At 61.7% G+C, this 26,297-nt stretch carries 21 protein-coding genes; 6 read left to right on the top strand and 15 right to left on the bottom strand.

The annotated features are described in order from the left end of the window. Positions 1 to 3: 3 nt before the first annotated feature. Entirely contained in the window at positions 4 to 501 is a 498-nt protein-coding gene (locus HB633_RS24225; protein WP_213780647.1) for a MarR family transcriptional regulator, read from the top strand. A 76-nt stretch (positions 502 to 577) separates the two neighbouring features. On the opposite strand, the gene proC is transcribed toward HB633_RS24225, so the two are convergent. The 6 genes from proC to HB633_RS24195 form a co-directional block, all read right to left on the bottom strand. After that, entirely contained in the window at positions 578 to 1,390 is an 813-nt protein-coding gene (proC, locus tag HB633_RS24220) for a pyrroline-5-carboxylate reductase (RefSeq protein WP_213780646.1), read from the bottom strand. A gap of 18 nt (positions 1,391 to 1,408) precedes the next feature. After that, positions 1,409 to 2,113, bottom strand: a complete 705-nt coding sequence (locus HB633_RS24215) for a YggS family pyridoxal phosphate-dependent enzyme (protein WP_213780645.1) — start codon at positions 2,111 to 2,113, stop codon at positions 1,409 to 1,411. A 76-nt stretch (positions 2,114 to 2,189) separates the two neighbouring features. Next, positions 2,190 to 3,416, bottom strand: coding sequence for a glycolate oxidase subunit GlcF (gene glcF / locus HB633_RS24210; RefSeq protein WP_213780644.1), 1,227 nt, complete (start codon positions 3,414 to 3,416; stop codon positions 2,190 to 2,192). Between the two features lie 17 nt (positions 3,417 to 3,433). Further along, positions 3,434 to 4,522: a glycolate oxidase subunit GlcE gene (gene glcE, locus HB633_RS24205; protein ID WP_213780678.1), complete on the bottom strand. Its 1,089-nt coding sequence runs from the start codon at positions 4,520 to 4,522 to the stop codon at positions 3,434 to 3,436. A gap of 153 nt (positions 4,523 to 4,675) precedes the next feature. Continuing rightward, the gene (locus HB633_RS24200; RefSeq protein ID WP_056356200.1) at positions 4,676 to 6,169 is read right to left on the bottom strand and encodes an FAD-linked oxidase C-terminal domain-containing protein; all 1,494 of its coding nucleotides are present in this window, start codon (positions 6,167 to 6,169) and stop codon (positions 4,676 to 4,678) included. Positions 6,170 to 6,300: 131 nt separating this feature from the next. Then, positions 6,301 to 7,716, bottom strand: coding sequence for an FAD-linked oxidase C-terminal domain-containing protein (locus HB633_RS24195; RefSeq protein WP_213780643.1), 1,416 nt, complete (start codon positions 7,714 to 7,716; stop codon positions 6,301 to 6,303). Positions 7,717 to 7,908: 192 nt separating this feature from the next. Between HB633_RS24195 and HB633_RS24190 the strand changes: the two genes are divergently transcribed. After that, the gene (locus HB633_RS24190; RefSeq protein WP_213780642.1) at positions 7,909 to 8,460 is read left to right on the top strand and encodes a cob(I)yrinic acid a,c-diamide adenosyltransferase; all 552 of its coding nucleotides are present in this window, start codon (positions 7,909 to 7,911) and stop codon (positions 8,458 to 8,460) included. 41 nt (positions 8,461 to 8,501) lie between these two features. Here HB633_RS24190 and aroG read toward each other — a convergent pair whose 3' ends face one another. The 4 genes from aroG to HB633_RS24170 form a co-directional block, all read right to left on the bottom strand. Then, complete coding sequence (gene aroG, locus HB633_RS24185; RefSeq protein ID WP_213780641.1) at positions 8,502 to 9,575, bottom strand: 3-deoxy-7-phosphoheptulonate synthase AroG; 1,074 nt, start codon at positions 9,573 to 9,575, stop codon at positions 8,502 to 8,504. 390 nt (positions 9,576 to 9,965) lie between these two features. After that, positions 9,966 to 11,432: a metalloprotease TldD gene (gene tldD / locus HB633_RS24180; RefSeq protein ID WP_056356193.1), complete on the bottom strand. Its 1,467-nt coding sequence runs from the start codon at positions 11,430 to 11,432 to the stop codon at positions 9,966 to 9,968. Positions 11,433 to 11,570: 138 nt separating this feature from the next. Next, positions 11,571 to 12,392: a carbon-nitrogen hydrolase family protein gene (locus tag HB633_RS24175; RefSeq protein ID WP_213780640.1), complete on the bottom strand. Its 822-nt coding sequence runs from the start codon at positions 12,390 to 12,392 to the stop codon at positions 11,571 to 11,573. A gap of 73 nt (positions 12,393 to 12,465) precedes the next feature. After that, positions 12,466 to 16,698, bottom strand: a complete 4,233-nt coding sequence (locus tag HB633_RS24170) for an AsmA-like C-terminal region-containing protein (RefSeq protein ID WP_213780639.1) — start codon at positions 16,696 to 16,698, stop codon at positions 12,466 to 12,468. 177 nt (positions 16,699 to 16,875) lie between these two features. On the opposite strand from HB633_RS24170, the gene glnE reads away from it, so the two are divergent. Further along, entirely contained in the window at positions 16,876 to 19,695 is a 2,820-nt protein-coding gene (glnE, locus tag HB633_RS24165) for a bifunctional [glutamate--ammonia ligase]-adenylyl-L-tyrosine phosphorylase/[glutamate--ammonia-ligase] adenylyltransferase (RefSeq protein ID WP_255581096.1), read from the top strand. A gap of 5 nt (positions 19,696 to 19,700) precedes the next feature. Here glnE and HB633_RS24160 read toward each other — a convergent pair whose 3' ends face one another. The 4 genes from HB633_RS24160 to HB633_RS24145 form a co-directional block, all read right to left on the bottom strand. Next, positions 19,701 to 20,111, bottom strand: a complete 411-nt coding sequence (locus HB633_RS24160; RefSeq protein ID WP_213780637.1) for a type II toxin-antitoxin system VapC family toxin — start codon at positions 20,109 to 20,111, stop codon at positions 19,701 to 19,703. Next, entirely contained in the window at positions 20,108 to 20,365 is a 258-nt protein-coding gene (locus HB633_RS24155; RefSeq protein ID WP_213780636.1) for a type II toxin-antitoxin system prevent-host-death family antitoxin, read from the bottom strand. The genes HB633_RS24160 and HB633_RS24155 overlap by 4 nt, the downstream gene beginning before the upstream one ends. Positions 20,366 to 20,504: 139 nt before the next feature. After that, a complete protein-coding gene (gene recN, locus HB633_RS24150) occupies positions 20,505 to 22,160 on the bottom strand; it encodes a DNA repair protein RecN (RefSeq protein WP_213780635.1) in 1,656 nt (551 codons plus the stop codon). A gap of 7 nt (positions 22,161 to 22,167) precedes the next feature. Then, positions 22,168 to 23,070, bottom strand: coding sequence for an NAD kinase (locus tag HB633_RS24145; protein WP_056356178.1), 903 nt, complete (start codon positions 23,068 to 23,070; stop codon positions 22,168 to 22,170). A 229-nt stretch (positions 23,071 to 23,299) separates the two neighbouring features. Between HB633_RS24145 and hrcA the strand changes: the two genes are divergently transcribed. The 3 genes from hrcA (at position 23,300) to HB633_RS24130 (ending at position 25,968) form a co-directional block, all read left to right on the top strand. Continuing rightward, positions 23,300 to 24,316: a heat-inducible transcriptional repressor HrcA gene (gene hrcA / locus HB633_RS24140; protein WP_056356176.1), complete on the top strand. Its 1,017-nt coding sequence runs from the start codon at positions 23,300 to 23,302 to the stop codon at positions 24,314 to 24,316. A 166-nt stretch (positions 24,317 to 24,482) separates the two neighbouring features. Continuing rightward, a complete protein-coding gene (gene hemH / locus HB633_RS24135) occupies positions 24,483 to 25,550 on the top strand; it encodes a ferrochelatase (RefSeq protein ID WP_213780634.1) in 1,068 nt (355 codons plus the stop codon). A gap of 10 nt (positions 25,551 to 25,560) precedes the next feature. Beyond that, entirely contained in the window at positions 25,561 to 25,968 is a 408-nt protein-coding gene (locus HB633_RS24130) for an RNA-binding S4 domain-containing protein (protein WP_213780633.1), read from the top strand. Here HB633_RS24130 and HB633_RS24125 read toward each other — a convergent pair. Beyond that, positions 25,940 to 26,101 carry a hypothetical protein gene (locus HB633_RS24125; RefSeq protein WP_200945706.1) on the bottom strand — a complete coding sequence of 54 codons (162 nt, stop codon included), beginning with the start codon at positions 26,099 to 26,101 and terminating at the stop codon, positions 25,940 to 25,942. The two genes, HB633_RS24130 and HB633_RS24125, sit on opposite strands and share 29 nt — an antisense overlap. Between the last annotated feature and the right edge of the window lie 196 nt (positions 26,102 to 26,297).

The raw sequence follows: 26,297 nt of genomic DNA, 5'->3' as shown, positions 1-26,297 counted from the left end.
TTCATGCCAGACCGAACCGATGGCGTCGATCAGATCGTCGCCCGCTGGCGGCAAGTCCGCCCCGATCTGGATCCGTCCAGCACTGAAGTCATTGGCCGCATCGTGCGGCTGGAATATTTCATCACCCGGCGTGTGTTGCTTGATCTCGCGCGTTATCAGCTAAGCGTCGGAGAGTTCGATGTGATCGCCGCCTTGCGCCGGATGGGCGCGCCTTTTGAACTGCCGCCTTATCAATTGCAGAGCATGGTGCTGATTTCGTCGGGTGGGTTGACCAACCGGATAGACCGGCTGGAAAAGGCCGGTTTGGTGACACGCCATCCGGATCCTGCAGACCGGCGCGGTGTGATAGTGCGGCTTACCAACAAGGGAGTGGAGGTGGCGGACGACGCCACCGAGCATCATCTGGGCGCAGAGGCAGAACTGCTGAATCCTTTGGATACCGAGGAACGTCAGCAGCTGGCTGCCCTCTTGCGCAAGCTATTGAGCCGGCACGAGAGTTAAGTTTCCTGGCAGCTTGCCGTCGCGGGTTTATGTATGGAACGTCGAGGTGCGATTCCCGCGCCCGCCCGCCAACATGTCAAGCCTTGCCCAATTCCGCGCCCATTTCCTTCGCCCGCGCGTCGGCGGCCAAAGCGCCACGGACGATGGCGTCCTTTACGCCCTGGGCATCGAAGGAAGCCAGCGCTGCAGCGGTCGTTCCGCCCTTCGATGTCACGCGTTCACGCAACACGCTCGCCGGTTCGCCCGACTGCGCCGCCAGTTGCGCCGCGCCGGTGAATGTAGCGACCGCAAGCGCGCGGCCTTGTTCTTCGTCCATGCCGAGCTGGCGTGCGGCTTCCTGCATGGCTTCAATGAAATAAAACACGTACGCCGGGCCGCTGCCCGAGATGGCGGTGACGGCGTCGATCTTCGCTTCGTCGTCGAACCATACTGTCTCACCGACCGCTTCCAATACCTTCGATGCCAGCGCCCTCGCTGCGTCGTCCACGCCCGGCAGCGCGGCCAGACCCGTCACGCCCATGCCGATCAGCGCCGGCGTGTTCGGCATCGTACGCACGATTTGCGTGTAGCCGCCCAACCAGCGCGACAGATCGGCGGCGCGAATGCCGGCGGCAATGCTGATCACCAGTTGCTTCGACAACACCGGCTGCAGCGCGCCCGCTACGTCCTTCAAGACTTGCGGTTTGACGGCGAGCAGGATGGCGTCGTAGTCGCCCAGTTTTGAATCGATCGACGCACCCGTCGCAGCGCCAAACTCCTTCTGCACGCGAGCACGCGCTTCTTCGCCCGGGTCGACCACGTAGAGATCCGCTGCCGCAACGCCGCGCTTGATCAAACCGCCAATAAGCGCCGACGCCATGTTGCCGCCACCAATAAACGCAATTTTCATAGTGAGTTCAGATCAGGATTAGTTGGAGTAATCACGTGCGCCGAAGATCGCGGTGCCGATGCGAACCATCGTCGCACCTTCCAGAATCGCGGCCTCGATATCCGCCGACATACCCATGGAAAGCGTATCGAGTTGCAGGCCGTCCGCGCGCAGGGTGTCCATGAGTTCGCGCAAACGCTTGTGCGGCGCGCGTTGTTGATCGAGCGAAGCTGCCGGTTCGGGAATCGACATCAGGCCGCGCAACGTCAGGTTCGGCAGCGCCGCAATGGCATGCGCAACCGTCAGCGCTTCTTCAGGCGCCACGCCGCTTTTGGATTCTTCACCGCTGACATTCACTTGCAGGCAGACGTTTAGCGCTGGCATGCCTTCCGGGCGCTGTGCCGACAAACGTTCGGCGATCTTCAACCGATCCACCGAATGCACCCAGTCGAAATTCTCGGCGACAAGCTTCGTCTTGTTCGACTGCAACGGTCCGATGAAATGCCACTGGATCTCGCTGCGCAGACTGGCGAGATCGGTGATTTTCGCGACCGATTCCTGAACGTAGTTTTCGCCGAAAGCACGTTGCCCGGCGTCGAACGCGGCGCGGACATCACTGGCAGGAAATGTCTTCGATACCGCCAGCAACGCGACCGAAGACGGATCGCGGGACGCCTCGGCCGCCGCTTTCGCGATGTGCTGACGGACTTCGTCGAGATGACGAGCTATATGAGAGGAGGCCATGGACTCGGATGCCGCAAGGAAGCAGAGACCCGATTATACGGACGCGGCGCGGCTATGCAGCCCGCGCCGGTCAGCGTTAGCCATACAGCAGATGCTCCACGAGCTGAATCCAGTGGACAACGGGCGTCGACGTGCCGCTTTGCAAATGCGCGATACACCCCACGTTCGCGGACAGGATCATCTGCGGTTCGAGTTTCTCGAGCTTGTCGATTTTCTGGTCGCGCAACGCGTAGGAAAGTTTCGGCTGCAGCACCGAATACGTTCCGGCCGAGCCGCAGCACAAGTGGTTATCGGCGGGAAGGTGGACTTCCATACCGAGCGCCGTGAGCAGATTCTCCACGCGGCCGCGGATCTGCTGTCCATGCTGCAAGGTGCACGGCGGGTGAAACGCGACAGTATGGACGGCGCGCCGCCTGACCATGGCGCTCAGTTCTTCCTCGTATTGCGGCAGCACTTCTGCGAGATCGCGCGTCATGTCCACGATGCGCGCAGCCTTCTCGGCGTACGCCGGATCGTTGCGCAGCAAATGCGCATACTCCTTGACCGTCGCGCCGCAACCGGAAGCGTTCATCACGATCGCCTCGACGCCGCTTTCAACGTACGGCCACCATGCGTCGATGTTCTTGCGGACATCGTCGAGGGCGTCGTCGTTGTAGCCCAGATGCAGGCGAATCGCGCCGCAACATCCTGCGTCGGGCGCAATCAGGATCTGAATGCCGAGGGCATCGAAAACGCGCGCCGTGGCGGTGTTCACGTTCGGCATCATGGCCGGCTGTACGCAACCGGCAAGCATCAGCATTTTGCGTTCGTGGATGTTGGTCGGCATGGCGAGCGGGCGCTGCGCGACAGGAATCTTCGTGCGCAAGGTCTTCGGCAAGAGCGGCCGGAATTGCTGGCCGAGCCTCATTGCAGGCGTGAAAAGCTTGCTGTTCGGCAGGAAATTTGCGAGCAACTTGCGCTGCACCCGCTGGCCGAACGGCCGCTGGACTTTCTCCTCCACGATCTTCCTGCCGATCTCCACCAGCCGTCCATACTGAACACCCGACGGGCACGTCGTTTCGCAATTGCGGCAAGTGAGACAACGGTCCAGGTGAAGCTGCGTGCTGCGTGTGACCGGCGCGCCTTCCATCATCTGCTTCATCAGATAGATGCGGCCGCGCGGGCCATCGAGTTCATCGCCGAGAATCTGGTAGGTCGGGCACGTCGCCGTGCAGAATCCGCAATGCACGCACTTGCGCAGGATGGCCTCGGCTTCGTCGCCGTCGGCCGTATTGCGCATGAAATCGGCGAGGTTGGTTTGCATTGCGTAGGTCGGTCAGCTTAAAAGTCGGGGTAGAGACGGCCGCGATTGAAGATGCGCGCGGGATCGAATGCGGCCTTCAGGCCACGGTGGATTTTCATCATGGGCGCGGGCAGGGGCGTGAAGACGCCCGCATTGCGGTCGTACGACGAACCCGAACGGAAAATGGTCGCGTGGCCGCCCGCCTGCTTTGCGCTGATGCGCACGGTCTGCGCGTCGGCGTCCGTGATCCACCAGCGTTGCGCGCCGCCCCATTCCATCAGATGCGGCCCGGGAAGATGCATGGGTTCGGCAATCGAGGGCAACGACAAGCGCCATAAAGCCGATGTCGGCGGCAGCACCGCGAAAAAAGGATCGGACTGTTCGCGCAGGCCGCACCAGAACCGATCGGCTTCCACGGCATCGACCACTTCGCCGCCCAGCGCCGTACGGGCCGATTTCACCGCCGCCTCCGCGCCGCCGAGGCGCAACGCCAGCGTATGATCGCGCCACGCGCTGCCGGTGATCGGCAATGGATGGCCACCCCATTCGTTGAGCTTGCGCACGGCGTCGGTATCGTTCATTTCGAACTTGAGCGTGATCTCGGCGACAGGTTTCGGCAGCACTTTCACCGATACCTCGAGGATCATTCCCAGCGTTCCAAGCGATCCTGCAAGCAGGCGCGAGACATCGTAGCCCGCAACGTTTTTCACCACCTGGCCGCCGAAATGCAGCACGTGGCCCTGGCCGTTCATCACCACCGCGCCGAGCACGAAATCACGCGGCGCGCCGGCCGCGGCGCGCCGCGGGCCGGCGAGTCCCGCAGCAATACAGCCGCCGATGGTTGCATCGTGGCCGAAATGCGGCGGCTCGAACGGCAGCATCTGGTTGCACTCGTCCAGTCGCGCTTCGATTTCGCGCAGCGGCGTGCCCGCCTTCGCGGTGATCACGAGTTCGGCCGGGTCATGCTCGATAATGCCGCTGTGCGCGCGCGTTTCGATGACTTCACCTTGCAGCGTCTGCCCGTACCAGTCCTTCGTGCCGCCGCCGCGAATGCGCAAAGGCGTGTTGCTCGCCGTCGCGGCGCGCACGCGCTCGGACCAGCTCGCGACAATGTCTTCCTCGTTCATGGTGTCCTGCGTTTCATTGCTTGTTTTGGTGCTCAAGATCAGTGTATCGGCGCGTGTTGGTAAGGCCACTCGTATAAACGTGGATATGTTTCCCGCATTGAACCGCAGCCGGGGTCAATCGCGCGTTTTAGATGCGGCGCATAAACACGTGGCCTAAAAGCGCGGGATTTCCGGATGCGGCAACAAACCGCCGCGAATGTGCATTTTTCCGTACTCGGCGCAGCGCGCGCGCGAGGGAATGCCTTTGTCCGGGTTGAGCAGGCCGGGGGGATCGAAGGCGCGCTTGATTGCATGGAACGTGTCGCGCTCTTCAGGCGAGAACTGCACGCACATGGAATTGATCTTTTCGATACCCACGCCATGCTCGCCCGTCACCGTTCCACCGAGTTCCACGCACGCTTCGAGAATGTCCGAACCGAACGCTTCGGCGCGATGCCATTCGTCGAGATCGTTGCCGTTGAAGAGAATAAGCGGATGCATGTTGCCGTCGCCGGCGTGGAACACGTTCATGCATCGCAGCGCGTATTTGACTTCCATTTCTTCGATACGCGCGAGCAACGGCCCGATCTGGCGGCGCGGCACGGTGCCGTCCATGCAGTAATAATCCGGCGAGATCCGCCCGGCCGCCGGAAACGCGTTCTTGCGTCCCGACCAGAATTTCAGCCGTTCGGCCTCCGACCGCGAAATCTGGATGCGGTTCGCGCCAAACTCGCGCAGCACTGCCGTCATGCGCACGATTTCCTCGGACACTTCGTCTTGCGTGCCATCGGATTCGCACAGCAGGATGGCCTTGGCTTCGAGGTCGTAGCCTGCCTTGACGAACTCTTCAACCGCGCGGGTTGCGGGTTTGTCCATCATTTCGAGACCGGCCGGAATGATCCCTGCCGCGATGATCGCCGCGACCGCATTGCCGCCTTTCACCACGTCGTCGAAACTCGCCATGATGACTTGCGCCGTTTGCGGCTTCGGGATCAGCTTGACGGTGATTTCGGTGACGATCGCGAACATGCCTTCGCTGCCAATCAGCACCGCAAGCAGGTCGAGCCCGGGCGCGTCGAGCCCGAGTGAACCGAATTCGAGAATATCGCCGTCCATCGATACAGCCCGCACCCGCATCACGTTGTGACACGTCAGGCCGTATTTGAGGCAATGCACGCCGCCGGAGTTTTCGCTGACATTGCCGCCGATCGTGCATGCAATCTGCGACGAAGGATCGGGTGCGTAATACAGCCCGTAGGGCGCAGCGGCTTCGGAAATGGCGAGATTGCGCACGCCCGGCTGAACGGTCGCGGTGCGCGCATACGGGTCGACTTCCATGATCTTGCGAAAACGCGCAAGCGACACCACGATGCCATGGCGTATCGGCATTGCGCCGCCGGACAAGCCCGTGCCTGCGCCGCGCGGAACGATGGGCACGTCCAGCCGCGCGCAAATCTGCACGACGCGCTGAACCTGCGCTTCGGTTTCCGGCAATGCAACGGCGAGCGGCAAACGTCTATAAGCGGCTAATCCATCGCATTCATATGCGGCCGTGTCTTCCTCGCGATACAACAGGCAATGCGTCGGCAATACGGCCATCAACGCCTGGACCACTTCACGCTGACGTTGCGCGAGAATTTCCGGCGAAAGCTCGGCGGGTGCGTTCATGTCTCCTCCCGGCGGTTTGTGCGCTGGAGCATGTCCAACAGCAGATCGCCTGATCTTGCACCTGGGCGTCCCCGCCGTCGATTGGGCTAATTACGGGGACGGAGCGTGGTTTCCCTAAGGTTTGTTCCTGATCAAGCGTCGTACGCGAAGATCTTGCCCGGATTCATCAGGTTGTTCGGATCGAGCGCGTGTTTGATCGAGCGCATCACGCTGATGGCGTCTTCGCCGTGTTCTTCGATCATGAACTGCATCTTGTGCAGCCCCACGCCATGCTCGCCCGTGCACGTTCCGCCCATGCGCAACGCGCGCTGCACGATCCGGTGATTGATGCGCTCGGCTTCTTCGAGTTCTTCGGGTTTGGCGGGATCGAGCAGCATGGCGACGTGGAAATTACCATCGCCAACGTGGCCGACGATCGGGCAGGGCAGCGTGCTTGCCTTCAGGTCTTGCTCCGTTTCGATCACGCATTCGGCCAGGCGCGAGATCGGCACGCACACGTCCGTGGTCACCGCGCGGCAACCGGGTTTCAGTTGCAGCATCGCGAAATAGGCGTTGTGACGCGCATTCCACAGGCGGCTGCGATCTTCCGGCCGCGTGGCCCATTCGAAATCCGTGCCGTGGTTTTCCGCGATGATGGCCTGCACCGTTTCAGCCTGTTCCTTCACGCTGCTTTCCGTGCCGTGGAATTCGAAGAAGAGCATCGGTGATTCGCGGAAAGTCATGTTCGAGTGGCGGTTGATCGAACGCACGGCCAGCGAATCCAGGAATTCGACCCGCGCGACCGGCACGCCCATCTGGATTGTTTCGATGGTCGCGCGCACGGCATCGCCCATTGAAGGAAACGCGCATACCGCGGCCGATACCGCTTCCGGCTGCGGATAAAGCCGCACGGTGATCTCGACGATCACGCCCAGCGTGCCTTCCGAGCCGACGAACAATCGCGTCAAGTCGTATCCCGCCGAGGATTTCCGTGCGCGCGTGCCGGTCTTGATGACGCGGCCGTCGGCCAGCACGACGGTCAGGCCAAGCACGTTCTCGCGCATGGTTCCGTAGCGCACGGCGTTCGTGCCCGACGCGCGCGTGGCTGACATCCCGCCAATGCTGGCGTCGGCGCCCGGATCGATCGGGAAGAACAAGCCCGTGTCCTTCAGTGCTTCGTTCAACTGTTTGCGCGAAATGCCCGGCTGGACGGTGACCGTCAGGTCTTCGGCGTCTATCGATAAAACGCGGTTCAAACCCGACATGTCGATGGACACGCCGCCTTGCACCGCCAGCAAGTGACCTTCCAGCGACGAACCATTGCCGTATGGAATCACCGGCACGTTGTGTTCGGCGCAAAGTTTCACCACGGTCTGGACTTCTTCCGTGCTCGTCACGAACACGACGGCGTCGGGCAATTGCGGATCGAACGGCGATTCGTCGCGCCCGTGGTGCTCGCGCACGGCGGCCGTGGTCGAGACGCGATCACCGAAAGCGGTTTTCAGCGATTCGAGGAGGGCGGCCGGAAAGGTGCGACGAACGGCAATTGGAGGAACGGGGTGGTTCACGGCTGTCTCCGGACATCGATGTGATGGACGTTGGGATGCACGAAATCCGGCAATGGCATGCGGGATTCGTGCGTTTTATGCGTTCATTTTACGCCGATACCCCAAGTCCAGCCCGCGCCCGGTCTGTTCCCCCGCGATGCCTATAATGAACGCGAACGCTGACCGGCGTTGGCGTGCAACTTGGGAGACAACATGGGCAATCGCCTGAGCAAGATAGCGACGCGCACCGGCGACGACGGCTCGACCGGACTAGGCGACGGCAGCCGCGTGCAGAAAGGCGACGCGCGGATTGCGGCCATTGGGGACGTGGACGAGCTGAATTCGCAGATCGGCGTGCTGCTGTGCGAAAAGCTCCCGGACGATGTCCGCGCCGCGCTGGTCGCGATCCAGCACGATCTCTTCGATCTTGGCGGTGAGCTTTGCATTCCCGGCCATTCGATGATCGAAGAAGCGCATCTTGCGCGTATCGATGAATGGATTGGCGAGTACAACGCCAACCTGCCGCCGCTGAAGGAATTCATCCTGCCGGGCGGATCACGGGCGGCATCGCTCGCGCACGTTGGGCGAACGGTTTGCAGGCGCGCGGAACGATCGATTGTCGCGCTTGGCCGGGTGGACAAGATCAACGCCGAGCCGCGTAAGTATGTGAACCGGCTATCGGATCTGTTATTCGTTCTGGCGCGCGTGCTGAATCGCGCGGATGGCGGGTCGGACGTGTTGTGGAATCACGAGCGCAAGCTGTAAATTAAGAAGGCTGCGAAGCAATCTCCGCAGCCTTTGGCTTTTTAGTTGCCGTTGCCTCGCGCCACACGGCGCTGCTTGACGGCGGCGGCCAGCCCTTCCAGCACGCCCAGACTGTCTTCCCAGCTGATGCATGCATCGGTCACGCTTTGACCGTAGACCAGCTCGCAGCCTTCCTTCAGGTCCTGACGACCCGCGACCAGATTCGATTCCACCATCACGCCGACGATCCGCTCGTCGCCGCCGGCAATCTGCTTGCCGATATCGGCGCAAACCGGGATCTGGTTCTCTTGTTTCTTCGAGCTGTTTGCGTGGCTTGCATCGATCATCAAACGTGCTGCCAAACCTGCCTTGCCGATGTCGCTGCACGCCGCGTCCACGCTTTGCGCATCGTAGTTCGGCGCCTTGCCGCCGCGCAGGATGATGTGGCAATCCTCGTTGCCGGCTGTCGATACGATCGCTGAATGCCCACCCTTCGTCACCGACAGGAAATGGTGCGGCTGGGACGCGGCCTTGATCGCGTCCACGGCGATCTTCACGTTTCCGTCCGTGCCGTTCTTGAAGCCGACCGGGCACGACAACCCAGAAGCCAGTTCGCGATGCACTTGCGACTCCGTCGTCCGTGCGCCGATCGCGCCCCACGAAATCAAGTCCGCGATGTACTGCGGGCTGATCATGTCGAGGTATTCGGTGCCGGCCGGCAGGCCAAGCTCGTTAATGTGCAGCAGCAATTCGCGGGCGGTGCGCAGGCCGTCGTTGATCTTGAAGCTGTTGTCCATGTACGGGTCGTTGATCAGGCCCTTCCAGCCGACCGTGGTACGCGGCTTCTCGAAATACACTCGCATCACGATTTCAAGTTCGCCCGCGAAGCGCTTGCGCTGCTCGACCAGACGGCGGGCATATTCCATCGCCGCCTTGGTGTCGTGGATCGAGCACGGCCCGATGATCACGATCAGCCGGTCTTCCATGCCATGCAAAATGCGATGCATCGACTGGCGCGAGTTGTAGATCAGGCTTGAAACCGGCTCGGCGCACGCAAACTCCCGGATCAGGTGAGCGGGGGGCGTCAGTTCTTTCAATTCGCGGATTCGGACATCGTCGGTGTTGTGCGGGGGCATGCTGGTTCTCCAGGAACTCGTTTTGGTGCTGTATTCGAAGTGATGAAACAAAAAGGCATAAAAAAACCGCCAGGCTCGGCTGGCGGTTTTTCGGGAAACTTGGGTTCAACACAAACGACTCACCCCTCTCGATCCGCCAGCGGCTTGAGATGCCAAAAGAAATAAAAATAAAACTTGGCGGACATGAGGTTTTGGTCGTTTGGTAAAAATTGAACGTCTTGCTTTATAACCTCAAACCTGCGCGGCTGGCAAGTTGCAAGGTAACAAAATGCGGATAATCCGCGTCGCCGATGCTATTTTCGCGAGGAACACGCGGCTTTGATGCGGTTTTCCCGCATGCCACGCTCACTTCCAGGAAGTGGCGCGCGTGCGGAAGGTGCGAAAACCCGGTTAAACCGTGCCGCCCACCGTCATCTTTTCAATGCGTAACGTCGGCTGACCAACGCCCACCGGCACGCTCTGACCTTCCTTGCCGCACACGCCCACACCGCCGTCGAGCGCCATGTCGTTGCCGATCATGGTCACGTACTTGAGCGATTCCGGACCACTGCCAATCAGCGTTGCGCCCTTCACCGGGTACGTGATCTTGCCGTTTTCGATCATGTAGGCTTCCGACGCCGAAAACACGAACTTGCCGTTGGTGATGTCAACCTGGCCACCGCCGAAATTCACCGCATACAAGCCGTTTTTCACCGATGCCAGGATTTCGCCCGGATCTTTGTCACCGTTGAGCATGTACGTGTTGGTCATGCGCGGCATGGGCAGCGCCGCGTACGATTCGCGCCGCGCGTTGCCCGTCACCGGCATTTTCATCAGGCGCGCGTTCAGCGAATCCTGGATGTAACCCTTCAGAATGCCGTCCTCGATCAGCGTGGTGCACTGCGTGGGATTGCCTTCATCGTCAATGTTGAGCGAACCGCGCCGGTTTGGCAGCGTGCCGTCATCGACGACCGTGACGCCTTTCGCCGCCACGCGTTCGCCGATACGGCCCGCAAACGCCGACGATCCCTTGCGGTTGAAGTCGCCTTCCAGTCCGTGGCCGATGGCTTCATGCAGCAGCACGCCAGGCCAGCCCGGTCCGAGCACAACGGTCATGGCGCCGGCAGGGGCAGGGCGTGCGTCCAGGTTGACCAGCGCCGCGTGCACGGCCTGGTCGACATAGGTGGAGAGGATTTCGTCGGTGAAATAGGCGTAGTCGTAGCGTCCGCCGCCGCCGCCGCTGCCAATCTCGCGGCGTCCATCTTTCTCGGCGATCACGGTCACGGAAACACGCACTAGCGGCCGGATGTCGGCGGCCAGAGCACCGTCACTGCGTGCGACGAGCACGACGTCGTATTCGCCGGCCAGACCGGCCATCACCTGGACGATCCGCGGATCGCGCCCGCGCGCCATTTGCTCCACGCGTTCAAGCAATTTCACCTTGGCGGTGGCATCGAGCGATGAAAGCGGATCGGACGGCAAATAAAGGTCGCGCCCGAACACGCCGGTCAGCGAACTCGCCGATTTGATCTTGTGCTTGCCGCCACCGGCCTTCGCGATCGCCCGCGTGGCAATGGCCGCCTGGCGAATCGAATCGGGCGACAAATCGTCTGAATACGCGAACGCGGTCCGGTCACCCGACACGGCGCGCACGCCCACGCCCTGATCAATGCTGAAGCTGCCCGATTTGACGATGCCTTCCTCCAGGCTCCATGCCTCGCTGCGCGTGGACTGGAAATAGAGATCCGCGTAGTCAACGCGGTGCGTGAAAATCTCCGCCAGCGTGCGCGTAATCGTGGATTCGTCGAGGCCGTAAGGCGTCAGAAGAATCTCTTTCGCGGTGGCGAGATTTCGGATGCCGGGTTCGATGATGTTCATTCGGTGCCTGTGGCGAAGTCTGTAGGGATTAAAAGCATTCTAACGTCGGAGCATTTATGCCACACCCTGACCAAATGGAGGGGTACTCCGAAAAAAACAAGCCAACCAAACAAGCTAGCCTTGGAGCTAACCCCGAAGCTAACCAAGCACGCGATGACGAAAGGCCGGCAGGCTTTGCCGGACAGACGCGATGCGTGCCTTGTCGATATTTCCCGCCGCCACGCCCGGACCTTCTTCCACCACGGCCACGATCTCGCCCCACGGGTCGATCAACATGCTGTGGCCCCAGGTCCGGCGGCCGTTCTCGTGTTTCCCGCCTTGCGCGGCGGCGAGTACGTAGCACTGGTTTTCGACCGCGCGCGCCTTGAGAAGGGTTTCCCAGTGGGCCTCGCCGGTCGTGTAGGTGAACGCAGACGGCACGACCATCAATGCGCAATCGCCCATCTTTCTGTATAGCTCGGGGAAACGCAGGTCATAGCAGACCGACAAACCCACTCGTCCGAATGGCGCTTCAAACGTACGCACTTCGCTGCCCGGGCAGATGGTGCGGGCTTCATCGAAGGATTCCGTGCCTTTTTCAAAGTTGAACAAGTGAATCTTGTCGTAGCGGGCGACCTGCTTGCCGGTGGGATCGAAGACGAGCGTGGTGTTGAGCACGCGCGATGCTTCCGGCGACTCCAGAGGCAAGGTCCCGCCAATGATCCAGACCCGGTGCTCGCGCGCCGCATCCGATAAAAACTGCTGGATCGGCCCATGCCCGGGCGTTTCGCGGATCGCGAGCTTGTCCGTGTCCTTGAATCCCATGAAGCAGAAATATTCCGGCAGCAGCACGAGTTGTGCGCCGTCGCGCGCCGCCTCGGCAATCAGCCGCCCGGCTTCCGCGATATTACGGTCGCGATCCGGCGCGCTGACCATTTGCAGCGCGGCGACGCGGAAATTCTCGGAAGTGCTTTCGCTCATGTCAGCCTTTTAAAAAGGGCACGATAAACGATCGATTCGCCGTCAACAGCAGCAAAGAGCGCTGTAAAACCGCTCAATTCGCCACGGCCGCAGCGGGAGTTTCGATCTTACCCTGATCGCCTTTGACCCGCTGAATGACGGGTTTCGACCACGGGCCGGTAATGGAATAGTCGATGGTGAAAGCCTTGCCGATCGACTTCGACAGCACCAGATCGCCGGCCAGCGTGGCGAGTCCAAGCAGCGGATTGATCACGGCAGCGCCGATAGCGACGGCGCCCGCGCTGATGGTCGGGATGACCTTCGCGTGCATGTCCTGCGTTTGCTTCGGCAAATCGACGAGACCCGTCAGTTCGACGCGCGCCGGCGCGGTGATCATCTTGAAATCGTTCGTTCGTCCGATGCCGTCCTGAACCGTGGCGGTGCCGGTGATCTTCTCGAACGGCAACCCTTTGCCGACGACATCCTGGAAATTCAGCGTCAGAAAGTGCGCAAGGCTTTGCAGGCTGAACACGCCGAGCCATTTGGCGGCCGCTGCGTTTTTGACTTTCAGGATCTGGCCATGCTCGAAATCGACGGCGACCCGGCCGTTGAGCGTGGGCATGTCGATCGCGGCGGGGCTGCCGTCCCAACCGAGCTGGCCTGTGACCGTGCCCTTGCCGTTCTTCACAGTCTGCGGCAAACCCATGCGTTCGACGAGCGCGCCGGCATCGAGGATATCGAGCTTGAAATCAACGGCGGTGCGGCGTGGGGCGTCATCGTCGGAATCGGTTTCCGGGTGCGATCCACCCGCACCGGGAATCGTGCGCCAGTTGGCCGTGGCGGAGAGCTTTGCGTCCGGGTTCGAAAGGTCCAGCTTGTCCAGATGCCAGACCGGCACGCCGTCTTCCACGCCATTGCGCGCGTTGACTTCCAGCCGCCCGAGCGTGCGTTCGCGCACCACGAGTTCGTTCACGATCAAATCGATGGACGGCATGTTGCTCGGCGGCGGCTTGCGGATCATTTGCCCGACCATGTCGTTTTCCGTCTTGTTCGGAATCACGACCTTGGCGAAGCGCGCCTGCAATGCGCCCGGGCTTTCCTTGGTCGCGCCCGGCATCCATTCCACATATCCCGAAACCTGATTCGACGCGATGTTCGCCTGCCACTGCCGGTCATCGGCGCCACTACCGCGCGTGGCGCCTATGGCCACATTTTCCCAGCGCCGCGCCAGCAGCTTGAGCGTGGTGAAGTGCAACGCGACGCGATTGGGGATGAACTGTTTCGCGACGGCGGATGGAGTTTTACCGTCGGGGAGTTGAACGGGTTGCGGCGCAGGCATGGGACCCAGGTCCGAGATGGTCTTGCGCCAGGCATCGGCATCGAGTTCATCCAGGTCGACTGCTGCCGTCACGCCATCGGCGGGAAGGTCGGCAGGCTTGTTCACGCCGATCGCACCACGCTCCACGACCGGGGTTGCCTTGCCCTCGCGCTTGAGCAGGTAATGCGCGTTGACGGGCCCGAGCGTGAGCTTCGCGTCGTGCTCGACCTGCGATCCGGCGACGGGCGCAAAGGTGAACGTGAAAGGCATCGGTGTGCCCTGGGCCTTGTTGAACGGCGCCGGGAAGTCGAGGCCGAGCCCGGTCAAGTCGGAATTCGCTTCCACGCGCGGCAACGCGTTTTTCACGCCGCGCACGCGCAGGTCGTAGGGCGCGGTACCGCTGAGATGCTTGAGCAGCGCAACGGTCTGCGCCTGATTGCGCAAGTTCAGGCTTTGCGCCGCGTCCGCGCCGATACGACCGGTGACATTGAATGCATAGCTTCCATCCGGTTTCACGCCGCCCGTGCCGCGCACATCGCCGCCGAGGAACTTGCCCGTGATGCCATCGAGCGATGCCGTTTTTTCACCGAAACTCGCCCGCCCCTTCAGATTCGACAACGGCGGCAACGCCTCGTATTCGAGATCGTTCCCGGCGAAGGTCAGCGATCCCTTGTAACCCACGCGTTGCCGCTGACCGGGCGGCGGCGCGACCCGCGGAATCAGCAATTGCAGGGCGAGTGTGGCGTTGCCGGTCGCGTGGATTTTCGTCGCAACGTGCTGCGAGAGCGAGCCGAGCGAACTGTCTTCCACATAGCGCAGCATGTCCGTGATCGGACCGTGCGCGTCGGCGTCGATGATCAGTTTGGATTCGCGATTGCCCAGATCATCGATGCGTCCCGTGGTCTTGCTCACGCCCACGCCCAGGTAATGGCCGCGCGTGATATCGAAGCCGAGTTTGTTTTCGGCCAGATGAAACGTCCCGTCGATACCATCAAAAGCCGGCCATTGGTTCGGCGTACCGTTGGCCATGGTCTTGGGCGGATAGGGCGTTGGCTCGAACTTGCCGCCGCTGAACGGCGCGACGATGCGGAACTGGCCGGCATCGGGGAAACGGGAGTAGGGGAATTTCGTCAGGTCGCCATGAATCTCGATGGTCCCGTTGCGCGAGACGCCCGCCTGCAACGCGTGGTTGAGATAAACCCGCAACTTCTCGCTGATGCTGGTCGGCAAGTAGTTGGTGAGGCTCGTCACCTTCAGATAGTCGGCCGTCGCCTTCAGGTCGAGCGATCCGCGTCCTTCGCCCTCGTTCTTGTAATCGGCCGTGGCGTGCGCTTCGGCATCGGCGTTCTTCACGTGCAGGTTGTCGACGTGCGCCGTGATCGCCTTGTGCGGCTTGCCGGGCGCATTCGCGACGGTCCAGCTCACGCGGCCATCGATCTGATCGAGTACGAGGCGCGGGTTGTCGAAGACGCCGGGGAGCGTGATCGCGGTATTTTTCGTATCGATGACCGCGCTGCCGTGATCCTGATCCGCGTCGATCGTCCCCCACAGATTTTCCACGCCCGGAATCCCGGCGCGCGGATGGTTGTTCGCCGTGAGTCCGGGCGGCGGTTCCTGCGCCAGGACGCTCACGCCGCGCAGGTCGCCCTTGACGGTGTATCGCGTGGGTGGCTCCGTGCCTTTTTCGCGTTGCACCTGCGCCTCTGCGGCCGTGGTCGGCGGCGGACGTTCGGTTTCCAGCGTGTAGTTGGCAATCTGGCCGCGCGGATCGAAGCGAATCAAATCGTTCTGCACTTTCGCCGGCAAAGGCAGCGCGCGCATGAATTCGCCGAGAATGCCGAGATCCACGAAATCGCCTGACACGCCGAATTTCTGCCCGGCATTCACGGTCGCCGCGCGGTACTTGCCGGTAAGCGTGTGCATGGCGAGCAGGCGCGAGACCGGCGTGCCGTCGGACATGGGTTTCTGACCAAGTTCTGCCTGCAGATTGCCCATGTGCAGCGTGTATTCGTTGTCCTGAAACCCGAGATCCCAGTTGAATTTAGCGATCGGCATGTCGAGGCGCGGCTGCGTCGGGCGAACCCGCAACGCGATCTCGGAGCCGGTCAACTCGCCGCCCGCTGTCTTCAGTTTGCCGTCGGCGAAGTCGAGCCAGATGCGGTTGTCGAAGCGGCCGCTGTAGGTTGCGAACGGCAGCTTCACGTAGCGCGCGAGCGTGGGCAGATCGACCGGTCCCGTCGATAAATAGGCGTCGCCCGTCCAGTTCTCCGGACGGCCTGCAGTGCTGAAACGCGTATGGCTGAAATCGGCGCGGAAATCGAGCGGGCCATGCAGCACGTCGCCATCCGGCGGCGCCTGAAGCGCGAGGCGGTGATGGTTGCCTTCGGTGAGAATTGCGAGCTTGATGCGTTTCAACGCGAGTTCCGGCGCGCCGCGCTCCGCGTCGCGCCATCGCAAGGTCCCGTCGCGCAGCACGATGGCTTGCTGGCTCAGGAGCCAGGTCATGAACGTGTTGTTGCCGGTGCGTTTCGCGGGAATCGGCACGCCGGCCACGCTGATCGTGCCGTCCTTGTTGCGCGCGATGATGACGTCGGGTCCATCGACGGTCAGGTTCGAGAGCACCGGAATGGGCCCGAGCAGCGAGCGCCATGCGACTGTGGCGCTGGCGTGCGGGACGGCCAGGCCGGGCGAACCATCGGATGCGTCGATGCGCAGGTTGTCTATATCGAAGGAAGGTTGCAGCCCGGACCATCTCGCGGTGATCCGCCCGAGATGCAGTTGCGCATGAATCTTCGTCGATACCATCTGCTCGATGCGCGGCCTGAACGCATCGATCTGAGGCAGCACGGCATAACGCAGAACCAGGTAAATGCCGGCGACCGCGAAATACACCACGGCGACCAGCACCAGAAGGACTTTGAGCGCCCGCGTCAAAACGCGCTCGACTCGACCGCCAAGCTTCATTGGTACAGCTTCTGGCAGGTCGGCAAATTCCTTTTGGTCGGACATGCGGCGGCGGGTCGGCGATATGGTAGGTTTTCGAGATTTGACGTTGAAATGTAACACAGCGCGCAGTTCAAAAAACTGCGGGGAGACGCTACGATGCGGCCGCCAAGCCGCGCCAGATGGACCTTTCCCGTATTGCGCGCACTTTGTTACAAAAGCCCCGGCGACTGCCGGACAAGTTTGAAGAGCAATGACCGAGCCCGACTTTCCATGACCGAAGCTTCCTTGCTGAGTTCCAGCGCCTCCAACTACGCGGCGCGCCTGTACGCCGCGCGTCCCGAACTGCCGGTGCAAGTGGCGCAATGGTCGAAGGCGCCGGTGCGTCGCGCGTGGATCGAAGAGCGGCTGGATGCGTTGTGCGATGTGTGTGCAAGCGGCGCCCGCTTTGATGAAGCGAAGCTCAAGACCGCATTGCGCAAGTTGCGCGGCGAGGTTTTCTGCACGGTGATGGAGCGCGATCTGGCCGGTCTTGCCGATGTCGCCGAAGTCACCGGCGCCATGACCGACCTTGCCGAGCTGACCATTCAGCGGGCGTTGGCGGTGTTGTCGGCGGATCTGGAGACCACCTTCGGCGAGCCGCGCGGACAGGACGGGCAGCGCCTGACGCTCGGCGTGGTGGGCATGGGGAAACTCGGCGGGCGCGAGTTGAATGTGTCGTCGGATATCGACCTGATCTTCGTTTATGAGGACGATGGCGAGACGGCGGGCGGGGAACGGGCGGGTTTATCGACGCAGGAATACTTCACGCGGCTCGGGCGCAAGCTGATTGGCGCGCTGGCCGAGGTGACGGAAGACGGTTACGTTTTTCGCGTCGATATGCGCCTGCGGCCGAATGGTGACGCCGGTCCGCTGGCATGCGGACTCGGCATGCTCGAAGAGTATTTCTACGTGCAAGGCCGCGAGTGGGAACGCTATGCGTGGATCAAAGGGCGGTTGGTGTCCGAGGCCGCGAGCGAATCCGCGCAGCGGCTCGCGGCGCAACTCGATGCGCTTGCCATGCCGTTCATCTACCGGCGATACCTGGACTACGGCGTGATCGACGCCATCCGCGGGCTTCATGTGCAGATCCGTCAGGAAGCGCAACGGCGTGCATCCATGCGTCCCGATAAAGCCGATGACATCAAGCTCGGCCGCGGCGGCATCCGCGAGATCGAGTTCAGCGCGCAAGTATTCCAGTTGATGCGGGGAGGCCAGATTGCCGATCTGCGGGTCCGTCCGACCCTGTCCGTGCTGCAGAAGGCGGCATCTTATGGATTGATATCGCAGACGGTGCGCGCCGAACTCAGCGACGCGTACTTGTTTCTGCGCAAGCTCGAACACCGCCTGCAATATAGAAACGACGCGCAAACGCACGCCATGCCGGTCTCGCCGGAGGACCGCGCGGTGGTCGCCTGCGCCATGGGCTTCGCCGATTACGCCGCTCTCAAGGACGCGCTGGAAGCGCATCGGGCGCGTGTCGAGCATCAATTCGACCAGATTTTCGCCGACAAGGTGAACGGCGACGGCGGCTGCGGCGTGGCGGAGGATTCGGCGGCGTCGTGGGTCTGGAGCAGCGCGCTGGCCGACGAGAGCGCTGAAAAGCAACTGATCGAGCACGTCACTGAACTCGGTTTCACCGATGCCCCCGCCGTACTCGCGCGCTTGCGCTCCGTGTGGACATCGACGCGATACGAAGGTTTGCCGGCGCGCAGCCGCGAACGCTTCGACATCATTGCCCAGCGCGCGCTCGAGGCCGCGCAGAAAGCGCAACCGCCCGAGCGGCGCGGCGACACCATTGCGCGGCTGTTCGACCTGCTCGAAGCGGTCAGCCGGCGCGGCGCCTACCTTGCGCTCCTGACCGAATATCCGGCCGCGCTGGAACGCGTGCTGGCGGTGTTGGGTGCATCGCGCTGGGCTGCGGGCTACTTGATCCGTCACCCGCAGCTTCTTGACGAACTGCTCGACGACGAAGTCATTTCCAGCCCGTTCGACTGGCAGGAATTCCGCACGACCTTGCGCGCGCAAATGGCCGCCGCCGATGGCGCCGAACAGCAAATGGACCTGCTGCGGCACGCGCACCAGGCCGAGGTGTTTCGCATCTTGCTGATCGATCTGAGCGGCAAGATCACGGTCGAGCACGTGAGCGACCTGCTTTCGGCGCTGGCCGATGCCGTGCTCGATGTCACCATCGAAACCGTTTGGGCGCAGTTCCCGAAGCGTCATCGCGACGTGCCGCGTTTTTCGGTGATCGCTTACGGCAAGCTCGGCGGCAAGGAGCTGGGTTACGCGTCGGACCTCGACCTGATCTTCCTCCACGACGACCCCGATGATTCCGCCAGCGACATTTACGCCATGTTCGCGCGCCGCCTCGTTACATGGCTCACGACGGCGACTGGCGCGGGCACGTTATTCGATGTCGACTTGCGTCTGCGTCCGAACGGCGAATCTGGCTTGCTGGTGACGAGCCTGGAGTCGTTCCGGCGTTACCAGATACGTGAAGGCGATGCCGCGAATACGGCCTGGGTCTGGGAGCATCAGGCGTTATCGCGCGCGCGATTTTGCGCCGGCGATGCCGAGATCGGCGCGCACTTCGAGGAAATCCGATCCAAAGTCCTGACCATGCAACGCGACGCTGAGGCGCTTGCTCACGAGATCGTCGCGATGCGCGAGCGCGTGTACGCCGGCCATCCGAACAAAAGCAAGCTCTTCGACCTGAAGCACGATCGTGGTGGGATGGTGGATATCGAGTTCATCGTGCAGTTCTGGGTGTTGCTGCACTCGCGCGAGGACGGCGAGTTTGTGCGCAACCTCGGCAATATTTCGCTGCTTGGGCATGCCGCCCGGTTTGGTTTGATGAGCGCCGATGAGGCCGAAACCGTGGCTGCGGCTTATCGGCGATACCGGAAGTTGCAGCACACGCTACGGCTCGATGGAATGGAAAAGGCGCGGGTCGAGCCGAATGTGGTGGCGGCTGAGAGGGTGGCTGTTAGCGGACTTTGGGGGCGGGTGTTCGGGAAATAGCGGCTTTACTTGACCAGGCGAATCGGGCTCGCTGCGTACCTGGCGACGGTTTCGTCATTGGTCAGCAATGTGATCCCTTCGACCGTGGCTTGTGCAATCAGCAACCGGTCGAAAGGGTCTTTGTGATGGTCGGGCAGGTTGCCTACGGCCGCGGTGTGAGCGCTGCTGATAACCAGTTCGATATAGCCGTTGTCCAGCAGCGCTCGACGAAACAGGTGAGGATCGACTTTGAGGTCAGGTCTGCCGAGGCCGTTCTTGATCGCTACTTCCCAGACGCTGGCCGCACTGAACATTAGTTCGTTTTCCTCATCCTCGATAAGCCCGCGCGCTTCGTCTGATAGCGAGCCAATCGAGCGAACTTCTGCGCTTGCAACGGCAGTCCACAACAACAAATGCGTGTCGAGCAACAACTTCATTCGTCACCGCCAAACATCGCGGCGATTTCGTCGCTGGCCAGGTCGTTGAACGTCTGGGCATCAGGCACAGTGACTTGACCGGCCAGGAATCCGATCCGTTTCTTCCTCGCCGGGGGCTGAGCGTCTATGGCAACGATTCGCACCATCGGCTTGCCGGCTTTGGCGATTACAACGGATTCGCCTTGCACCGCCTTCTCGACCAGCCGCGAGAGGTTGGTTTTCGCCTCGTGCATGTTGACAGTGATGGTAGGCATGGTGGTTTTGGGTGGCTTAGCTAGGGTGACTTAGTCTATCACGAGACTTATAGAAAGAGACATGCGCCTACGAGGCAAAAGGAAGGCAAGGGTAATAGTAGATGTGGCCCGCAGCGCTTGAGACGACTGAAGTCTCGTCCTACGCCGCCAGCATTTCCTTCGCGTGCTTGCGTGTGGTTGCGGTGATTTCCAGGCCGCCCAGCATGCGCGCGACTTCTTCCACGCGTTTCGACTTATCCAATGGCGTAACCGTGCTGACCGTACCGCCGGCCGAATCGCCGGCTTTCGCCACCTGGAAGTGGTGATCGCCGCGCGCCGCAACTTGCGGCAGATGTGTCACGCACAGCACCTGACGGTCGCGGCCGAGCTGATGCAGCAAGCGTCCGACCACTTCCGCCACACCGCCGCCAATTCCCGTATCCACTTCGTCGAAGATCAAGGTAGGCGTAGGACTGGCCGTACTTGCAATCACGGCCAGCGCCAGGCTGATCCGCGCGAGTTCGCCGCCCGAAGCGACTTTCGCAAGCGGCCGCAACGTCACGCCGGCGTGACCGGCCACGCGGAATTCGATCTGTTCAAGCCCGTACGCGCCACCTTCGGCGAGCGGAACGAGCGCGACTTCGAAGCTCCCACCGACCATCGATAATTCCTGCATCCCTTGAGTGACGGCCTTGCCGAGCGATTTCGCGGCCTTCGCGCGCGCCTTCGACAACACCGTCGCTTCAGCCAGATACGCCTCTTTTGCTTTCGCCACGGCGGCGCGCAACGCATCGAGATCGGCGGCGGCATCGAGCGCGGCCAGCTGGCGGCGGCGCTCCGCATGCTCCTCGGGCAACGCTACCGGCTGCATGCGGAATTTGCGCGCGGCCGAATGCAACTGATCCATCCGATGCTCGACCTGCGCGAGACGGTTCGGATCAAGTTCAAGGCGTTGGGCGTAATGCGAAAGCGAGTACGACGCCTCCTGCAACTGGATCTCGGCGGGTTCGAGCGAAGCAAGTACATCGGAGAGCGCCGGATCGATATCGGCCAGGCTGCGCAGCTTCGACACGATCGCGGAAAGCTGCGTGATCATGGCTTCGTCGGATTCCGACAGCGCGTTCAGCGCACCCTGCACGCCATCGATCAAACTAGCCGAATGCGACAACCGATGATGCTCCGCGCTCACTTCTTCCCATTCGCCGGACTGCGGCGCGAGCTTGTCGAGTTCGCTCAATTGCCATGCAAGGCGCTCGCGTTCCAGTTGCAACTCGCGGTCGCGGTTTTGCGCCTGCTCCACGGCATGCGTTGCGTCGCGCCACACGCGATGTGTCCGGGCGACTTTCTGCGCGGTTTCGATAAGGCCTGCGTGCGTGTCGAAGAGTTCGCGTTGCGCGTCGGGGCGCATCAATAGTTGATGCGCATGCTGGCCGTGGATATCGACGAGCATCTCGCTCAGTTCGCGCAATTGCACGAGCGTTGCCGGCGTGCCGTTGATGAACGCCCGAGACCGGCCGCCGGAATCGACCACGCGCCGGAGCATGACCGTGTCGCCATCGCCGGTTGCGAGCGCATGTTCGTCGAGCCACTGCACGACCTGCGCGTGCGTTGAAAACTCGGCCGTGATGTCGGCGCGCGCTTCGCCCGTGCGCACGATGCTGGCGTCGGCGCGGGCACCGAGCGTGAGCGCGAGGGCATCGATAAGAATCGATTTACCCGCGCCGGTTTCGCCTGAAAACACGGTGAAGCCGCGTTCGAACTCAAGGTCGAGCGCGGAAACGATGACGAAGTCCCGAATCGATAAATGGCGGAGCATGAGGGTCTTAGTTTTTCGAAACGTCTTCGTGCGAGGGATATTCGTTCCAGTGCAGCTTCTTGCGCAGCGTGGCGTAGTGGCTATAACCCACCGGATGCAGCACCGGCACGGTATGACGCGAACGCCGCACTTCGATTGTGTCGTTCAGTTCCACGGCGGTGAACGACTGCATGTCGAAGTTCACGTTCACGTCACGCCCGCCGATGATCTGGATCTCCACCCGCGAATCGTCGGGCAGGACGATCGGCCGGTTGGAAAGGGAATGCGGCGCAATGGGCACGAGTACGAATCCGCCCAGTTGCGGATGGAGGATCGGTCCAGCCGATGAGAGCGCGTAAGCGGTCGACCCGGTCGGCGTAGCCACGATCAACCCGTCCGAGCGCTGGTTGTACATGAAGCGGCCGTCCACGGAGACACGCAATTCCGCCATGCCCGAAAAGCCGCTTCTGTTTACCACGACGTCATTGAACGCCAGCGCGTGATAGATCGGCAGGCCGTCCCGGACAATGCGCGCTTCGAGCAAGGTCCGCTCTTCGCGCTCGAAGCTGCCCGCCAGCATTTGCGGAACGAGTTCCTGCATTTCGCTGAGCGTGATGTCCGTGATGAAACCGAGCCGCCCGTGGTTCACGCCGATCAGCGGCGTGCGGTAGGGCGCCAGTTGCCGGCCGAGGCCGAGCATGGTGCCGTCGCCGCCCAGCACGACTGCCACGTCCGCGCGGGCGCCGATCTCGGGCGCGCTCAATGCCGGATAGTCGGTCACGCCGACTTCCTGCGCGGTATCCGCTTCGAACACGACCTCGAAGCCCCGCTTCGCAATGCAGGCGGCGAGCGCCGTCAACGGCTCCCTGATGCCGGGCGTATTGTTGCGCCCCACGAGCGCGACGGTCTTGAATTGGGTGCCAATATCCATGGCGGCATTACACCATAGGTGAGTGTCGAAAAGAACCGCGTGCCGCGTCGGGGTTGCCGTTGGGCCGTCCCCGGCCGCGCCGATGCGCTAAGCTCCGGTGCTTTACTGAATTCTCGTTAGAATGATGTGGAACATGAATTGATGACGGACGCATGAAAAAGAGCGGTTCGCTCCTGTTTCTCCAGTCATCGCGCTCGCTGCTCCAATAACGTTGAGCTAAAATTTCCCCATGCTAGACCCACGTGCCCAGACCCTCCTCAAAACGCTGATCGAGCGATACATCGCCGAAGGTCAGCCGGTCGGTTCTCGCACGCTGTCGCGTTACTCCGGCCTCGAGCTGAGTCCTGCCACCATCCGCAACGTGATGTCGGATCTGGAGGACCTTGGGCTGGTGGTGAGCCCCCACACGTCGGCGGGACGAATTCCCACGCCGCGCGGCTACCGGCTCTTCGTGGACACCATGCTCACAGTCGAAACCACCGACGACGAAGCCATGACGTCCGCCGTCAAGATCAAGCTGCAAGGCGGCGAGCCGGCGAAGATCGTGGCCGCCGCCGCGAGCGTCCTGTCGAACCTGTCGCAATTTGCGGGCGTCATTCTCACGCCGCGGCGCAGCCACATGTTCAAGCAGATCGAGTTCATGCGGCTGTCGGACAAACGCATTCTGCTGATCATCGTCACGCCGGAAGGCGACGTTCAGAACCGCATCATGGCAACCCAGCGTGACTATTCGCCGTCGCAACTCACCGAGGCGTCGAATTACATCAACGCGAATTTCGCCGGTTTGTCCTTCGACGAAGTACGCCGCCGACTTCGCGAGGAAATCGACGCGCTGCGCGGCGACATGACCACGCTGATGCAGGCAGCGGTGGCCGCGAGCGTGGACGAAACCGATCCCGGCGAAACCCTGCTCATTTCCGGCGAACGCAATCTGCTGGAAGTGGCGGATCTTTCCTCCGACATGGCGCGGCTGCGCAAATTGTTCGACGTGTTTGACCAAAAGACCAGTCTCCTGCAATTACTCGATGTGTCGAGCCACGCGCAAGGCGTGCAGATATTCATTGGCGGCGAGTCGAATCTCGTGCCAATCGAAGAAATGAGCGTGGTTACCGCTCCCTACGAGGTGAACGGGAAGATTGTCGGCACGCTTGGTGTGATCGGACCCACGCGAATGGCGTACAACCGCGTCATTCCAATAGTCGATATCACCGCGCGGCTTTTGTCCCTCTCGCTCAGTCAACAATAAGCCGGTCCGGCAGGCGCCGGTAAATCCCGCAAACCGCCGTCCGACAACCCATCTTGCCCCGCCCGGGGCCGCCGCGCCACTAGGCCGATTGGCCGATGTTGCGTTCCGGAACGCGCCGCTATAATGGGTTTTACTCAATCACGCTGGCTTGCCGAGCTTCTCTTCTATGCGCTACGACCTCGAGTTGCCCTCGCAGCCTTCCGCTTCGCACCGCGTTGCCGTGCTGTTGATCAACCTCGGCACGCCGGACGCGCCCACGCCCAAAGCGGTGCGCAAATATCTTGCACAGTTCCTGTCGGACCCCCGCGTGGTGGAGATTCCCGCCATCGCGTGGCAAGTCATCCTGCGCCTGGCAATCCTGCCGTTTCGCGGCCGTGCGTCGGCGAAGAAGTATGCCCAGGTCTGGCTGCCGGAAGGTTCGCCGTTGCGTGTGTACACGGAAAAGCAGGTAGAGGGATTGCGACGCCTGTTTGCGGTGAACGACTATAACGTGATCGTCGATTACGCCATGCGCTACGGTTCGCCGGGCATTCCTGCCATGCTGAACCAGCTCAAGCTGGAAGGCGCTGAGCGCGTGTTGCTCGTGCCCATGTACCCGCAGTATTCGTCGTCGACCACGGCAACCGCATTCGACGATGCCTTCAACGCGTTGCGGCGCGTGCGTAACCAGCCAGAATTGCGCACGATCCGGCATTACGCCGACCATCCGGCGTATATCGGTGCATTGATCGAGCAGGTTCGGGAATACTGGCGCCAGCACGGCCAGCCCGACTTTGCGTCAGGCGATCGGCTGGTGCTGAGTTTTCATGGCGTGCCCAAGCGAACCATGGACCTCGGCGATCCCTACCACGACCAGTGTCAGCAGACGGGATCGTTGCTGATGGCGGGCCTCGGGCTGTCGCCGGTCGAATGCCGGGTGACGTTCCAGTCGCGTTTTGGTCCTGCCGAATGGTTGCAACCGTACACGGCGCCTACGCTTGCCGAACTCGGCGCCGCTGGTGCGAAGCGTGTTGACGTGTTTTGCCCGGGATTCACGTCGGATTGCCTGGAAACCATCGAGGAAATCGGCATTGAAGTGCGGGATGAATTCCTCCAAGCCGGCGGCAAGGAGTTTCACCGCATTCCGTGCCTGAATGCGTCGCCGGCCTGGATCAAGGCGCTCGGGGAAATTGTCGCGCAGCATCTGCAGGGCTGGCCGGTTCAGGCGCCGCAGACCCTGAGCGCGGCTGCATAGGGTTCATTCGATGAATTACGCCATCTCAACCGATCCCAGCGCACGCCTTCGTATCGATAAATGGCTGTGGGCGGCGCGCTTTTTCAAGACGCGCTCACTGGCGAGCGACGCCGTGGAGAAGGGCCGCGTGCGGATTGGCGGCGCGAACGTGAAGCCGTCGAAGGACGTGCGGGTCGGCGATCTGGTGGAGATCGAGATCGAGCATGTGCTCTGGCAAGTGGACGTTCTGGGAATTTGTGAGGTGCGGGGTCCGGCGACGGTAGCCCAGACCCTTTACCGGGAAACCGATTCCGGGCGGGAAAAACGCATGGCGGAGAACGAGCGCAGAAAGACGTATCGTGAGCCGGCGGCCGCCCTGCAAGGCAGGCCCACCAAGCGGGACCGGCGAATCATCGACAAACTTTCAGGTGCTGACTGAACAGGCTTTCCATGGTGGCGGACACGCCGCCATACTCGACGTTGTGTTCGTTCACCGCGCCCGACATGCAAATGGTCGTTGTGCCGCCAACGAGTACCAATGCGACCACCGCAATAGCAAAGGTCAGTTTCATGGCACTCCTCATGGCAACGCAACTGCTCGAAAAATCGGGCGCTGACGTTGGCTCAACAGCTGACTTCAGCGATCAAAAAGACTTGGAATCTGGCTTTCGTAAGATTAGGGTTAACTAGTGCTTCCGAAGACATGTTCGAAGTGTAGGTGACGCAATCGTCGGGCTCAATCTGAATCTGATGACCGGCGGAAAATGG

Source organism: Caballeronia sp. dw_276, from assembly GCF_018449635.1.
Taxonomy (GTDB): Bacteria; Pseudomonadota; Gammaproteobacteria; order Burkholderiales; family Burkholderiaceae; genus Caballeronia.
This window is presented reverse-complemented; position numbering and strand designations above follow the sequence as displayed.

What these genes read in the sequence shown, in the direction of transcription:
- HB633_RS24155 (WP_213780636.1), bottom strand. Translation starts at nt 20,365, where the DNA reads ATGCCTACCATCACTGTCAACATGCACGAGGCGAAAACCAACCTCTCG.
- HB633_RS24190 (WP_213780642.1), top strand. Translation starts at nt 7,909, where the DNA reads ATGGGCAATCGCCTGAGCAAGATAGCGACGCGCACCGGCGACGACGGC.
- hrcA (WP_056356176.1), top strand. Translation starts at nt 23,300, where the DNA reads ATGCTAGACCCACGTGCCCAGACCCTCCTCAAAACGCTGATCGAGCGA.
- HB633_RS24130 (WP_213780633.1), top strand. Translation starts at nt 25,561, where the DNA reads ATGAATTACGCCATCTCAACCGATCCCAGCGCACGCCTTCGTATCGAT.
- tldD (WP_056356193.1), bottom strand. Translation starts at nt 11,432, where the DNA reads ATGAACATCATCGAACCCGGCATCCGAAATCTCGCCACCGCGAAAGAG.
- proC (WP_213780646.1), bottom strand. Translation starts at nt 1,390, where the DNA reads ATGAAAATTGCGTTTATTGGTGGCGGCAACATGGCGTCGGCGCTTATT.
- recN (WP_213780635.1), bottom strand. Translation starts at nt 22,160, where the DNA reads ATGCTCCGCCATTTATCGATTCGGGACTTCGTCATCGTTTCCGCGCTC.
- HB633_RS24145 (WP_056356178.1), bottom strand. Translation starts at nt 23,070, where the DNA reads ATGGATATTGGCACCCAATTCAAGACCGTCGCGCTCGTGGGGCGCAAC.
- HB633_RS24215 (WP_213780645.1), bottom strand. Translation starts at nt 2,113, where the DNA reads ATGGCCTCCTCTCATATAGCTCGTCATCTCGACGAAGTCCGTCAGCAC.
- HB633_RS24200 (WP_056356200.1), bottom strand. Translation starts at nt 6,169, where the DNA reads ATGAACGCACCCGCCGAGCTTTCGCCGGAAATTCTCGCGCAACGTCAG.
- glcE (WP_213780678.1), bottom strand. Translation starts at nt 4,522, where the DNA reads ATGAACGAGGAAGACATTGTCGCGAGCTGGTCCGAGCGCGTGCGCGCC.
- HB633_RS24160 (WP_213780637.1), bottom strand. Translation starts at nt 20,111, where the DNA reads ATGAAGTTGTTGCTCGACACGCATTTGTTGTTGTGGACTGCCGTTGCA.
- hemH (WP_213780634.1), top strand. Translation starts at nt 24,483, where the DNA reads ATGCGCTACGACCTCGAGTTGCCCTCGCAGCCTTCCGCTTCGCACCGC.
- HB633_RS24175 (WP_213780640.1), bottom strand. Translation starts at nt 12,392, where the DNA reads ATGAGCGAAAGCACTTCCGAGAATTTCCGCGTCGCCGCGCTGCAAATG.
- aroG (WP_213780641.1), bottom strand. Translation starts at nt 9,575, where the DNA reads ATGCCCCCGCACAACACCGACGATGTCCGAATCCGCGAATTGAAAGAA.
- HB633_RS24225 (WP_213780647.1), top strand. Translation starts at nt 4, where the DNA reads ATGCCAGACCGAACCGATGGCGTCGATCAGATCGTCGCCCGCTGGCGG.
- glcF (WP_213780644.1), bottom strand. Translation starts at nt 3,416, where the DNA reads ATGCAAACCAACCTCGCCGATTTCATGCGCAATACGGCCGACGGCGAC.
- HB633_RS24125 (WP_200945706.1), bottom strand. Translation starts at nt 26,101, where the DNA reads ATGAAACTGACCTTTGCTATTGCGGTGGTCGCATTGGTACTCGTTGGC.
- HB633_RS24170 (WP_213780639.1), bottom strand. Translation starts at nt 16,698, where the DNA reads ATGTCCGACCAAAAGGAATTTGCCGACCTGCCAGAAGCTGTACCAATG.